This window comes from Alkalicoccobacillus porphyridii, from assembly GCF_007293315.1.
GTDB classification, from domain to species: domain Bacteria; phylum Bacillota; class Bacilli; order Bacillales; family Bacillaceae_D; genus Alkalicoccobacillus; species Alkalicoccobacillus porphyridii.
Genome location: NZ_VLXZ01000001.1, coordinates 33,368 through 45,147 on the forward strand (window position 1 = coordinate 33,368; position 11,780 = coordinate 45,147).

Annotated in this window: 14 protein-coding genes and 3 other annotated features (1 of these 17 cut by a window edge); of the genes, 2 read left to right on the forward strand and 12 right to left on the reverse strand. The window is 41.3% G+C overall.

Annotated features, from left to right (window positions below; translation table 11 throughout):
* Positions 1 to 10: 10 nt before the first annotated feature.
* Positions 11 to 1,045, reverse strand: coding sequence for a phenylalanine--tRNA ligase subunit alpha (gene pheS / locus FN960_RS00155; protein WP_143846353.1), 1,035 nt, complete (start codon positions 1,043 to 1,045; stop codon positions 11 to 13).
* Between the two features lie 47 nt (positions 1,046 to 1,092).
* Positions 1,093 to 1,327: a binding site (T-box leader), on the reverse strand.
* A gap of 58 nt (positions 1,328 to 1,385) precedes the next feature.
* On the reverse strand, positions 1,386 to 2,144 hold the full coding sequence (locus FN960_RS00160; RefSeq protein WP_143846354.1) for a TrmH family RNA methyltransferase: 759 nt from the start codon (positions 2,142 to 2,144) through the stop codon (positions 1,386 to 1,388).
* Positions 2,145 to 2,265: 121 nt separating this feature from the next.
* Here FN960_RS00160 and sspI point away from each other — a divergent pair, with 121 nt between their 5' ends.
* The gene (gene sspI, locus FN960_RS00165; RefSeq protein ID WP_143846944.1) at positions 2,266 to 2,475 is read left to right on the forward strand and encodes a small acid-soluble spore protein SspI; all 210 of its coding nucleotides are present in this window, start codon (positions 2,266 to 2,268) and stop codon (positions 2,473 to 2,475) included.
* A 139-nt stretch (positions 2,476 to 2,614) separates the two neighbouring features.
* Here sspI and FN960_RS00170 read toward each other — a convergent pair whose 3' ends face one another.
* Positions 2,615 to 3,697, reverse strand: coding sequence for a M42 family metallopeptidase (locus tag FN960_RS00170; RefSeq protein WP_143846355.1), 1,083 nt, complete (start codon positions 3,695 to 3,697; stop codon positions 2,615 to 2,617).
* Positions 3,698 to 3,877: 180 nt separating this feature from the next.
* On the opposite strand from FN960_RS00170, the gene FN960_RS00175 reads away from it, so the two are divergent.
* Positions 3,878 to 4,267, forward strand: coding sequence for a sigma-w pathway protein ysdB (locus tag FN960_RS00175; RefSeq protein WP_306461591.1), 390 nt, complete (start codon positions 3,878 to 3,880; stop codon positions 4,265 to 4,267).
* Between the two features lie 264 nt (positions 4,268 to 4,531).
* Here FN960_RS00175 and FN960_RS00180 read toward each other — a convergent pair whose 3' ends face one another.
* From FN960_RS00180 to thrS, 9 genes are all read right to left on the reverse strand, one after another.
* Positions 4,532 to 6,070, reverse strand: a complete 1,539-nt coding sequence (locus FN960_RS00180) for a solute symporter family protein (protein WP_143846356.1) — start codon at positions 6,068 to 6,070, stop codon at positions 4,532 to 4,534.
* The gene (locus FN960_RS00185) at positions 6,067 to 6,324 is read right to left on the reverse strand and encodes a DUF485 domain-containing protein (protein WP_438799589.1); all 258 of its coding nucleotides are present in this window, start codon (positions 6,322 to 6,324) and stop codon (positions 6,067 to 6,069) included. The genes FN960_RS00180 and FN960_RS00185 overlap by 4 nt, the downstream gene beginning before the upstream one ends.
* A 270-nt stretch (positions 6,325 to 6,594) precedes the next feature.
* Entirely contained in the window at positions 6,595 to 7,146 is a 552-nt protein-coding gene (locus tag FN960_RS00190) for a TVP38/TMEM64 family protein (protein ID WP_185970842.1), read from the reverse strand.
* Positions 7,147 to 7,174: 28 nt separating this feature from the next.
* Positions 7,175 to 7,459, reverse strand: a complete 285-nt coding sequence (locus tag FN960_RS00195; protein WP_260681877.1) for a DUF1294 domain-containing protein — start codon at positions 7,457 to 7,459, stop codon at positions 7,175 to 7,177.
* A 60-nt stretch (positions 7,460 to 7,519) separates the two neighbouring features.
* Positions 7,520 to 7,879, reverse strand: a complete 360-nt coding sequence (rplT, locus tag FN960_RS00200; protein ID WP_143846359.1) for a 50S ribosomal protein L20 — start codon at positions 7,877 to 7,879, stop codon at positions 7,520 to 7,522.
* A 34-nt stretch (positions 7,880 to 7,913) separates the two neighbouring features.
* On the reverse strand, positions 7,914 to 8,114 hold the full coding sequence (rpmI, locus tag FN960_RS00205) for a 50S ribosomal protein L35 (RefSeq protein ID WP_143846360.1): 201 nt from the start codon (positions 8,112 to 8,114) through the stop codon (positions 7,914 to 7,916).
* 38 nt (positions 8,115 to 8,152) lie between these two features.
* Complete coding sequence (gene infC, locus FN960_RS00210; protein ID WP_143846361.1) at positions 8,153 to 8,656, reverse strand: translation initiation factor IF-3; 504 nt, start codon at positions 8,654 to 8,656, stop codon at positions 8,153 to 8,155.
* 113 nt (positions 8,657 to 8,769) lie between these two features.
* Positions 8,770 to 8,888, reverse strand: a sequence feature (ribosomal protein L20 leader region).
* A 55-nt stretch (positions 8,889 to 8,943) separates the two neighbouring features.
* A complete protein-coding gene (locus FN960_RS00215; RefSeq protein WP_143846362.1) occupies positions 8,944 to 9,327 on the reverse strand; it encodes an OsmC family protein in 384 nt (127 codons plus the stop codon).
* Between the two features lie 445 nt (positions 9,328 to 9,772).
* A complete protein-coding gene (gene thrS / locus FN960_RS00220) occupies positions 9,773 to 11,686 on the reverse strand; it encodes a threonine--tRNA ligase (RefSeq protein WP_143846363.1) in 1,914 nt (637 codons plus the stop codon).
* Between the two features lie 55 nt (positions 11,687 to 11,741).
* Positions 11,742 to 11,780, reverse strand: a binding site (T-box leader) (it continues 183 nt past the right edge of the window).

Sequence of the window (11,780 nt, forward strand, 5' to 3'; positions counted from 1 at the left end):
AATCTCCCCCTTAAACCCTTTTGAACTGCGATAAGAATCGAACGTCATTCGTATAAAAATGGCGAATGTCATCAATCGCATACTTCAGCATAGCCAATCGTTCTACGCCCATTCCAAAGGCAAATCCACTATATTGATTAGGGTCAAAGCCACTCATTTCAAGAACCCTTGGATGAACCATGCCTGCTCCTAATACTTCAATCCAGCCAGTTTGTTTACACACACGGCAGCCAGTTCCTTTACATATTCCACATGAGACATCCACTTCAACAGATGGCTCCGTAAATGGGAAAAAGCTTGGGCGAAGACGTATTTCTCGATCCTCTCCAAAAAAACGCTTAACAAAAGCATCTAGAACTCCTCTTAAGTCACTCATCCTAACATTATGGTCTACGTATAAACCCTCAATTTGCATAAATTGATGCGAGTGCGTAGCATCATCATTATCTCGTCTGAATACTTTACCAGGGCAGACAATCTTCACAGGGCCTTTCCCTTGATGGCGTTCCATTGTTCTAGCCTGAACAGGAGAGGTTTGGGTACGCAGAAGTAATTCTTCCGTGAAATAAAACGAATCCTGCATATCTCTAGCTGGGTGATCTTTAGGTAGATTTAATGCTTCAAAGTTATAATAGTCTGATTCCACTTCAGGACCCTCTTCCACATTAAAACCGAGCCCAATAAACGCATCCTCTACTTCTTCCACAACCGATTGAAGCGGGTGTCTTGAGCCTTGCATAATTGGTCTTCCAGGCATCGTCACATCAAGCTTTTCCTCTTCAAGCTGTTTAGAAATGTGAATGTCTTCAAGTTCCTTCTCTTTTAGATCAATGCTAGCTTTAATTTGATCACGGACCTCATTCGCTAATTGACCAATAACTGGGCGTTCCTCTGCTGAAAGCTTTCCCATGCCTCTTAACACTTCAGTGATCGGCCCTTTTTTTCCGAGATAGGATACTCGAACCTCCTGTAAACTCCGTTCATCCTCTGCTAACTCGACCTTTTTTAGCGCCTCATTTAGTAGAGCTTCCAATGTTTCTTTCATCGTAATTCCTCCCGCATGTATAAAATAAAAAAAGAGCCTTCTCCCTAAAAAGGGACGAAAGACTCGTGGTACCACCCTACTTTAAAACAGACTAACACTCTGTTTTACTCTCTCATCGATAACGGGTTATAACCCGGAAACATCTTCGCAATATAAAAGTTTGCGATCCAATGTCTGCTCCAGAGCGAATTCGTCCCTTCCATTTTCTGAAGATGCTCTCAGCTTATGCATCTCTCTCTGACAGACGGTAAAAGGCTTACTACTCTCTTTCCTTGCATTTTATTATTAAATTTCTCTTCTATATTATAGATAAATCCGTTACAGAGCGCAACCTTGTCATTTAGTTGGCGCGAAGATAATAAAGGAGAATACCGGCAGCAACCGTCACATTTAGTGATTCAGCCTGACCATGGATAGGAATATAGAGATTTTGATCTGTTAAGTTAAGTAGTCCACTTGCAACGCCTTCCCCTTCATTGCCCAGTATAAGTGCAAATGTTTCCTGGGGTTCCATGGCCGTATAGGTACTCGCGCCTTCAAGAGCAGTCCCAAAAATAGGCACACCCGCCTTCTTAAATTGCTGAATCGACTCTTTTAGATCCCCCTTAACGATAGGCAGATGAAAAACAGACCCTTGAGATGCGCGAATAACCTTGCTGTTGTATATATCTGCAGAGCCCTTTTCTAATATGACTCCATCTAATCCAACAGCGTCTGCCGTACGAATTAGGGTGCCCATGTTTCCCGGATCCTGAATACGATCTAATAATAAATATCTACCCGCTTGATAAGGTAACATTGTCTTTTGAGGCAATATACATACTGCTGCTATTCCTTGTGGAGATTCTGTTTCACAAACTTCCTTCATCACGCTATCAGTAGTGAGAATAATCTTTCCAGTATCCACATTCCAATCCACCGGTAGAACAAACTCCTCGGTAAGCAGCAGAACTTGAAGTTCAATATCTGACTTCAGCACCTCTTCAACAAGATGGAAGCCTTCGACAATGAACTGACCCGCTTTCTCTCTGTCCTTTTTCTTGTGAAGTTTTTTCCATTTTTTTATTTGCTCGTTTTTGGTTGAATCAATGCGTTTCATGCCGTCCTCTTTTCTACACTAGCTTATTCTAACTATCATCATACCGTTTTTTTAGGGGATAATCTACTTGATTCAAGGCATACTACACATAAGTAATGATTTTTTTAAAGGGAGTGTAGATATGGGATTTAATTTACGTAGTGCCATTATGGCAAACATTCAGGGCAATAGTGAGGATCAAGTTGAAGCAACAATCCTTGACGCTATCCAGAACGGGGAAGAGAAGATGCTCCCTGGGCTTGGTGTCATGTTTGAGGTTTGCTGGAAAGAAGCTTCGTCCGAACAGAAAAATGAATTATGCGAATTAATTAGTCAGGGTTTACAAGGCTAATTGATCAAAACAGCTCAACTCAATCGAGAGAACTGTTTTTTTTAGACAAAAAAGAGCCAGAGATTATGTTAGTTTAACACCATAATCTTTCGGCTCTTCTTTTGTCTGACTCAGCCTTATCGGCAGATCTTGTGTTTGATTAAGTAAACGTAAGTGCGTCTACTGTTTTTTGATCAAGCTTTTTAATAACTTCAACAATAAGATTGACTGCATTCTGATAGTCTTCACGGTGCAGGATCGCTGCATGTGTATGAATGTAGCGTGTGGCTACTGTGATGGAAAGGGCAGGCACTCCGTTTGCAGTTAAGTGGATAGCACCGGAATCTGTCCCGCCTCCAGCCATTGATGCATATTGATACGGAATGTTATGTTCTTCAGCGGTTTGCACAACAAAATCTCTTAGCCCTTTATGTGCAATCATTGAAGCATCATATAAAACAATCTGCGGTCCATCCCCCATCTTTGATAGAGCTTCACTTTCAGAAATACCCGGAGTATCTCCAGCAATACCTACATCCACTCCAAATCCAATATCCGGTTGAATGAGGTGAGCTGATGTTTTTGCTCCTCTAAGACCTACTTCTTCTTGAACAGTTCCTACACCATAAACTGTGTTCGGGTGCTCAGTGTCTTTTAATAAGCGTAGAACGTCAATCGCAATGGCACAGCCAATACGGTTGTCCCAAGCCTTGGCCATTAATAAATTCTCATTCTTCATTACTGTAAATTCACAAACAGGAACAATGGCCTGTCCAGGACGAATGCCAAAGCCTTCAGCCTCTTCCTTACTTGAAGCACCAATATCAATAAACATATCCTTAATTTCAACTGGTTTCTTTCTCGCCTCTGGTGTTAGGATGTGAGGTGGCTTGGATCCAATTATACCCGGTACATCACCGTGCTCTGTTACAATCGTTACACGTTGAGCCAGCATGACCTGCCCCCACCAACCGCCAACTGTTTGAAAGCGAAGAAAGCCTTTATCGTCAACAGATGTGACCATAAATCCAATCTCATCAAGGTGACCAGCGACCATTATTTGGGGTCCATCCTCAGTTCCTTTTTTCTTTGCAACGAGGCTACCTAAACGATCTGTATACACCTCATCTGCAAAAGGTGTTATATATGTATTCATTACTTTCCGCGCTTCAGCTTCAAAGCCCGATATCCCTTTTGCATCAGTTAAATGCTTCAGCATTTGCAGTTGTTCATCTTTTGCCATGCGTAAATCCTCCTTTGATCATTAGCTATCTTTATAGTCATGTACAAATAAAAATACATTCTAAAATTATTTATTATTTCTTTATAAATTCATGAAACCTTTTTTGCTTCCGTTCGTATAGCATACCATAAGAACAACTCAGATTCATATTTTGAGGAAAGCCGAAGGGGGCTTAGCCGTATGATGGTCATTCTATTTAGATTATTATTACTGATTGCATTGCTTGTAGTAGCATTTAGTATAATTAAGTATTTCTTTCATCCTCTGCGTAAGCTTGAAAAAGCGCACAGGCATAGACAGTTCTTTTTCCTTGATGATGAAAAAGATGTTCGCAAGAATTTCTCTTTAACCTATAAAGGCGTTATGTTCGAGGGAGAAAAGTACATGGCTGCCACTGAAACTTCTTTTGATATTATTACTATTTATGTGTGGACAAAAGACCACAATGCTTTGCAAGGTCTTACAAAAGATGACTTTCAGTTTATTGAAGAAGATATTCTTTTACGCTATCCCCAAGCTACGATTGAATGGAAATCACCTATTAAAGAATTTCTTCGCAATCAGCAATGATAGGCTTTGTATGCATCTATAAACCATAAGTGTCGTAACGACAAGAAGAGCTGAACAATTGTGTTGGTTAAGCACATAGTTGTTCAGCTCTTCTTTTTTAGAACGTGATTGGTTCGGATCCGCTTTAGAGGAAGACCGAAATCGAAGTGGCGGTTTTCCGCTTCGAGGGCTGAGTCCGTTCTTGCTGGTGCTAGGGTTCTCCTGTAGCGGCGCCATAGCTGTTCGCTTGTCATTGATGACTTAGCTTCGCTTTCTTTATCTAACTTAGGAAGCGGAATCGCGATAGCCCGTATTGGCCTTTACCTTTACTTCTGCATATTTAACCGTGTCTTCTTGTTTGGATGAGAGTAATGTTCCAACCACGCCACCAAGGAAACCAATTGGCACAGAAATAATCGCAGGATTCGTTAATGGAAATATTGGATTTCCTACTAAAATAGCCGCTCCTTCTGGTGAAAAAACGTTTGGGCTTAATGATACTAAAACAATCGCTGAGATGAGCCCGGACAGCATGGCAGAGATAGCTCCTGCTGTATTAAAACGCTTCCAATAGATTGTGTAGACAATAACCGGTAAGTTTGCACTAGCAGCCACACAAAAGGCCAGGGCCACTAAGAAGGCAACATTCATGTTTTGAGCAAATAAGGCTAAAAGAATGGATAAGGCGGACACCGTAACGGAAGCCGAACGTGCAGCAATTACCTGTTCTTTTTCCGTTGCCTTTCCTTTTCGGATAATTTGATTAAAAATGTCGTGAGCAAATGCGGACGCACCCGAAAGCACTAATCCCGCTACTACAGCAAGGATGGTTGCAAAAGCAACAGCAGCAACAAAGGACATAAATAATTCCCCACCAAGCGCTTCGGCAAGTAACGGAGCAGCCATATTACCAGCACTGTTCGCTGCGGTTATCGCTTCACTACCAACAAATGCAGCAGCACCAAAACCAAGGAAGATGGTCAACACATAGAAAATCCCAACAATCCATGTAGCAGTCACAACAGAGCTACGAGCTGTTTTTGCATCACGTACGGTGAAGAATCGCATGAGAATATGCGGGAGCCCAGCGGTCCCTAGCACAAGTGCCAGCATAAGCGAGATTGAATCTAATGGTGCTCTACCTTGAAGTCCAGGATTTAAATAACTGGCACCATGCTCTGTGGCTGTACTCATTTCATTAAACATACCCACGATATTAAAATTAAATTTAAATAAGACCATGACGGAAATAAGCAGTGTTGCAAACATTAATAAGACTGCTTTAATAATTTGGACCCAGCTAGTAGCAGTCATCCCACCAAACAGTACATAGATCGTCATCATTACGCCAACAAGCGCAACGGCCCAAGGGTATTGAATGCCAAAAAGCAATTGAATGAGTGCGCCTGCTCCAACCAGCTGTGCAATCATATAAAAAATCACGATCGTTAATGTACTAAAGGCTGCGACTCCACGAACTTTTCTTGCATCAAAGCGAGCATGAATCATATCAGCCAGAGTATATTTACCAAGATTTCTCAACGGTTCTGCCACGATAAACATTACCACTAAATAGGCAACCAGATAACCTATACTATAAAAAAATCCATCAAAACCAAATAACGCAATGGCTCCGGCAATGCCTAGAAAAGATGCCGCTGAGAGATAATCTCCTGCAATCGCCAATCCGTTTTGCCAGCCGGTTAACCCTCCACCTGCTGTATAAAATTCACTCGCTGTTTTGGTGCGTTTTGCTGCATAATATGTAATCACAAGTGTGCTTCCTACAATGAGTAGAAAAAGTAAAATGACCATAATATTCATCTGGGGCCCTCCTCCTCGAATTCAGCAAGAATGGCTTCTGCTTTTTTGTCAAACTGTGCCGCTTTTTTGACATATAAAATACAAAGCACCCAGGTCATAATAAATTGAGCAATGGCGAACACCCAGGCCCAGGTGATGCTTCCAATAGCGGGATTATTTAAAATCGTAGTGTATGAAGCAAGAATAGGGAGAGAAAAATAGAAGAGTAAAAAAAATATGGTGAGTGGGATAATAAAGCGTTTCTTTTCTTGCATTAATTCTTTAAATCCTGTACTTCTTTCAATTTGAATGTACGTATTCTCTTTTGTTTTGGCTCGCTTCTTTTTTGCCTGACTCAAATGAATCACCCTTCTTTCTAGATTGGATATCTTTCATTTAAACCATCTTGCTAGCCTAAGGTTATAGCAGCCAAAAGACAGTGTCAACACAAAATTAAAGCGCTTACATTGGTAAATAAAATAACTCTCCACACGTTTTAAGAAGGAACGGCATGGAGATAGGCAGGATTTTTTTCATTAAATTTATTAACGTGTAATGGCTTCCTCACTCCAGTTTCTGCTAATGATCATAAGAATTAAGAGCAATGTACCAACGATTATTAACCCATACACATTTAAATCATAAAGCAAATGACCAATGGTTGTATAAACAACAGACATTGGGATAATTGTAATCATCGTCTGCTTTACGTAGTCTCGGAAATTTTCAGATCTCTCCATCAAATAAAAGGAAAGAACATGATAATGAACAAAAGGTACTAAACGAAAGGCTGTAAGCTGCCACACATTAAGGTCTGGGTCTTTTTTTAACACCTTTTCTTTTAGCTTTGACAATCTTCGATGAAGCCAAGGAATATACTTCATCAAGAAATAAAAACAAATGGATGTACTCATCAGTCCAAAAAAAGTATAGATTGATCCAAAAAACCCTCCAAATAGAACTCCACTTGCAAGACAGATAAGGAGTACGGGAATGAATAGGAGTGGTCTTATAACGTGTAGTAAAATATAGAAAAGTGGCCCTAACCAGCCGCTGTTTTCAATAAACTGAATAAATGATTCTACATGAATTCCCACGGATCTACTGTCTCCTCTCTCCCTTACCTTATGCTTGTATATAGAAAAGGATGAATAAAAGAATGCCTAGATGTAACATAACAAGTAGCGGTAGACCTACAGAAAATGTCGTGTGTCTTGTTTTATGTCTGAACATACGCATAGCAATAAATGATCCTACGCTTCCACCTATGATTGCTATGTTTATAAGCTTTCTTTCAGGCACTCTTCTTTGCTGTTTAATTGCTAGCTGCTTATCTCGATACATAGAAAAAAAGCCGAATAGATTTATAAAGACTACATATATGATAACGAAAATGATGAATTCATTCAAAACGATTCCCCCAATAAAAAAAACGCAGTCAAGAGACAGCGCTTTTTTTGTATAAACTACTTAGCCTTTTAAGCTTGTTTTAGCTTGTTCTGCTAATGCAGCAAATGCAGCTTCATCATTTACAGCTAAATCAGCAAGCATTTTACGGTTAACATTGATTTCAGCTAGCTTAAGTCCGTGCATCAAACGGCTATAAGAAAGACCATTGATACGAGCAGCTGCGTTGATACGTGTAATCCATAGTTTACGGAAATCACGTTTCTTTTGACGACGGTCACGGTAAGCATATAGTAATGCTTTCATTACCTGACCTTGTGCTGATTTGAATAACGTATGCTTAGAACCGTAATACCCTTTAGCTAACTTTAATACTTTCTTACGACGACGACGAGCGACATAACCGCCTTTTACTCTTGGCATCGCTAATCCCTCCTTTATAATCCGAACAGATTAATTATTTTTTGTACGTTAACATTTGACGAATGCGTTTGAAGTCTCCAGAGTGAACCATAGCTGATTTACGCAGCTTACGTTTTTGCTTTTGAGACTTGTTACGGAACATATGGCTTGTAAAAGCGTGCGAACGTTTTAGCTTGCCGCTTCCAGTACGTTTGAAACGCTTAGCAGCGCCTCGGTGTGTTTTCATTTTTGGCATGATACGAATCCTCCTTTAATGTGGTTCAAGACAGGCTGTTATTTCTCCGCATTTGGAGCAAGCACAAGGAACATGCTACGGCCTTCCATTTTGGGTCTCGCTTCGATTGTAGCAATATCTTCACATTCTTTAGCCAAACGTTCAAGTACGACTCGGCCAATCTGAGAATGGGTAATTGCACGTCCACGGAACCTAATAGCTGCCTTAACCTTGTCGCCCTTCTCAAGAAACTTACGTGCATTACGTAGCTTCGTATTGAAGTCATGATCCTCAATCGTTGGGCTCAGACGGACTTCTTTAGTATTGATAATCTTTTGGTTCTTTCGTGCTTCTTTGTCTTTCTTCTGCTGCTCATAGCGGTATTTTCCATAATCCATTATGCGGCAAACAGGCGGTTTTGCATTTGGTGCGACGCACACAAGGTCAAGGTTAACACTTTGGGCCATTTCAAGCGCTTCAAACTTTGATTTAACACCAATTTGATCGCCATTTGCTCCAATAAGACGTACTTCCCGGGCACGAATCCCTTCATTGACCAACATGTCTTTACTAATAATGAGCCACCTCCACTGGATTTGATCTTGCAGACTAAAAACAGGTCGTAATCTATTGACGTGTGTTCAAGAGAGTAACAGCAGTACGCTAAATCATCATTCCACACAAAAAAGTGCAGACGCACTGCGCCCACACTTATAACTCGTTCAAAAAAAGATACGAATAATACCTGCCAACGATCGTCGACCAGGTGAGAAGCGGGCGCTTCTGCTTTCCTATGTTCTAATTAACACACTCTTAGAATATTATCAGAACCTGTATACATTGTCAACACTTAATCAATAAGTGTGAAGGTCTCGGTGATGCGAATGCTTTGGTTAACGGATTGAACAATGGGACAGTTCTTGGTTGAGAGGGCAAGTGCTTTTGCCACTGCGTCTTCTGTAGCATCTGTGCCTTTAATTGTAAAATGAAGGGCGATGTCTGTTACTTCATTTACACCTGCTTCGTTTCGGGTCACATCTGCTGTGATTGAAATGTCCTTAAATGAAATTCGCTTTTTCTGGAGAACTTTTCTTAGGACACCTCCACTGCAAACAGCAATGGAAGAGACCAACAGCTGATATGGACGAAAGCCGTAATCTTCGTTGCCAGATACCACAAGTGTACCGAATGTCGTTGTATGTTCAAATCCGTGCTCTGTCATCTTGAAATGCATGTTGGCCTCCTAATATTATTAGAACTAAAACACCACGTATGTCCATGTTTAAGCTCTTCGATTTTGCTCCCGAAATTGCGGGCACGCTTTACGGGGAAAGGTATTGAGCAAACGGGCTATGTCCCTATACCTCAATAAACCCTTTCATCGAGACCACTGAAAAAGTCGTGTAAGAATGAGCTGAAGGGCCCCGCTACAGGAGAACCCTTCGCTTTCCGCGGGAACGGCCTCCGCCATCGAAGTGGAAAACCACCACTTCGATGTCGGTCTGCCTCGTTCTGTTCCGCAGGAGTCTACGGGTTCACACCCGCTAACGGTTCTGACTTAAACATTGAAGAACGTTCGCAGTCTTATAAAGATCGTTTTTCAGTGACCTCTATTTTGGGTCCCGCAGGTGTCGGCCCTTGAATATCATCCGCTAGATCTGTCCATCAATCTTTGTTTATTAAAGTGATTGAGAAGAGATTTCCTCTTGTAGCTTTGAAACAAATGCTTCTTTATCAACTACATTCTGTTCTTGCTCACCGTATTTGCGGATGTTTACTGTTCCATCTGCTACTTCTTTGTCACCTAATACAAGCATATACGGTGTCTTTTTCATTTGGGCTTCACGGATTTTGTAGCCGATTTTTTCGTTGCGTTCGTCAAGCTGCACGCGTACGCCTGCTTCTTCTAGTTGTGCTTGAACACTTTTTGCATAGTCAAGGTGTGCATCCGGTGATACAGGGATGACTTGAACTTGAACCGGAGCAAGCCATGTTGGGAAGGCTCCACCAAAGTGTTCAATTAGGATAGCAATAAAGCGGTCAATCGATCCAAAGACAGCACGGTGGATAACGATTGGTCGATCCTTTTCCCCAGCTTCGTTTACATAAGTCAGATCAAATTTCTCAGGCATCTGGAAATCGAGCTGAATTGTCGCACATTGGTGGCTACGCTTCAACGCGTCTTTGATATGGAAATCAATCTTAGGGCCGTAGAACGCACCGTCACCCTCATTCAAGTAATAATCTACATTTAACTCTTTTAGCACATTTTCAAGTGACTGCTCAGCTTTTTCCCAAAGCTCATCAGCCCCCATCGAATCTTCTGGACGTGTAGAGAGCTCAACAGAGTACTCAAAACCAAACGTGCTATAAATTTGATCCACTAAGCCAAATACTTGCTTTAGTTCTGCTTCAATTTGATTAGGTGCCACAAAGATATGTGCATCATCCTGTGTAAATGTGCGAACACGAAGCATTCCGTTAAGTGAGCCGCTTAATTCATGACGGTGCACTTGACCAAATTCAGCCATACGGATTGGCAGGTCTCGGTATGAGTGCTGCTTGTTTTTGTAAATTAACATGTGACCCGGACAGTTCATCGGTTTTAACGCAAAGCGCTTATCATCAACATCTGAGAAGTACATGTTTTCATGATAATGATCCCAATGACCTGATTGCTCCCATAAGCGTTGGTTCATCATCAACGGTGTTCTAACTTCTTGGTAACCCGCTTTTGTATAAAGATTACGTGAGAAGTTCTCAAGCTCTGTACGAATGATTTGACCATTCGGTAGGAAAAATGGCATACCAGGTGCTTCTTCAGAGAACATGAATAGTTCAAGTTCACGCCCAAGCTTACGATGGTCACGTTCTTTCGCTTGACGAAGAAGATCTAAATGCTCGTCCAAATCTGCCTGCTTAAAAAAGGCAGTCCCGTAAATACGCTGTAGCATTTTATTATCGCTATCGCCTCTCCAATAAGCCCCAGCAAGATTTTGTAGCTTAAATGCTTTGATTTTATTTGTAGATGGAACATGGATACCACGGCAGAGGTCAAAAAATTCACCTTGCTCATAGATGCTAACCTGCTCGTCCTCTGGAATCGCTTCAAGCAGCTCCTGTTTGTACTCATCTCCACTAAATTTCTCTTTAGCCTCATTCCGGCTAACCTCTAAACGTTGGATCGCCAGGTTCTCAGAGACAATCTTTTTCATCTCTTTTTCAATCTTTGGCAGATCCTCTTGCGTAATCGACTCTTCAGAATCAATATCATAGTAGAAGCCATCTTCAATTACAGGACCTACGCCTAGCTTTACATTTTTAAATAAACGGCGTACCGCCTGTGCCATCAAATGTGCTGTACTATGTCTTAAAATCTCAAGTGCTTCCTCTGATTCTGGTGTGATAATTGCTACCTCTCCACTCTCAGGGATCGGTTGAGATAAATCGATCAGTTTTCCATTTATCTTACCTGCCAACGCCTTCTTCTTTAATCCCGGACTAATAGACGCTGCTACATCTTCAGTAGATGTACCTGCTTCAAATTCCTTTTTCGCTCCATCTGGAAAAATCAATTCTAGCTTCTGTCCCATCTTCTTACACTCCTTTAACTTTTTTTAAACACAAAAAAACACTCATCCCTCCAAATGAAGGGGCGAGTGTGGTTCGCGGTTCCACCCTAATGTC

What these genes read in the sequence shown, in the direction of transcription:
- pheS (WP_143846353.1), bottom strand. Translation starts at nt 1,045, where the DNA reads ATGAAAGAAACATTGGAAGCTCTACTAAATGAGGCGCTAAAAAAGGTC.
- FN960_RS00160 (WP_143846354.1), bottom strand. Translation starts at nt 2,144, where the DNA reads ATGAAACGCATTGATTCAACCAAAAACGAGCAAATAAAAAAATGGAAA.
- sspI (WP_143846944.1), top strand. Translation starts at nt 2,266, where the DNA reads ATGGGATTTAATTTACGTAGTGCCATTATGGCAAACATTCAGGGCAAT.
- FN960_RS00170 (WP_143846355.1), bottom strand. Translation starts at nt 3,697, where the DNA reads ATGGCAAAAGATGAACAACTGCAAATGCTGAAGCATTTAACTGATGCA.
- FN960_RS00175 (WP_306461591.1), top strand. Translation starts at nt 3,878, where the DNA reads ATGATGGTCATTCTATTTAGATTATTATTACTGATTGCATTGCTTGTA.
- FN960_RS00180 (WP_143846356.1), bottom strand. Translation starts at nt 6,070, where the DNA reads ATGAATATTATGGTCATTTTACTTTTTCTACTCATTGTAGGAAGCACA.
- FN960_RS00185 (WP_438799589.1), bottom strand. Translation starts at nt 6,324, where the DNA reads ATGCAAGAAAAGAAACGCTTTATTATCCCACTCACCATATTTTTTTTA.
- rplT (WP_143846359.1), bottom strand. Translation starts at nt 7,879, where the DNA reads ATGCCAAGAGTAAAAGGCGGTTATGTCGCTCGTCGTCGTCGTAAGAAA.
- rpmI (WP_143846360.1), bottom strand. Translation starts at nt 8,114, where the DNA reads ATGCCAAAAATGAAAACACACCGAGGCGCTGCTAAGCGTTTCAAACGT.
- infC (WP_143846361.1), bottom strand. Translation starts at nt 8,656, where the DNA reads ATGTTGGTCAATGAAGGGATTCGTGCCCGGGAAGTACGTCTTATTGGA.
- FN960_RS00215 (WP_143846362.1), bottom strand. Translation starts at nt 9,327, where the DNA reads ATGCATTTCAAGATGACAGAGCACGGATTTGAACATACAACGACATTC.
- thrS (WP_143846363.1), bottom strand. Translation starts at nt 11,686, where the DNA reads ATGGGACAGAAGCTAGAATTGATTTTTCCAGATGGAGCGAAAAAGGAA.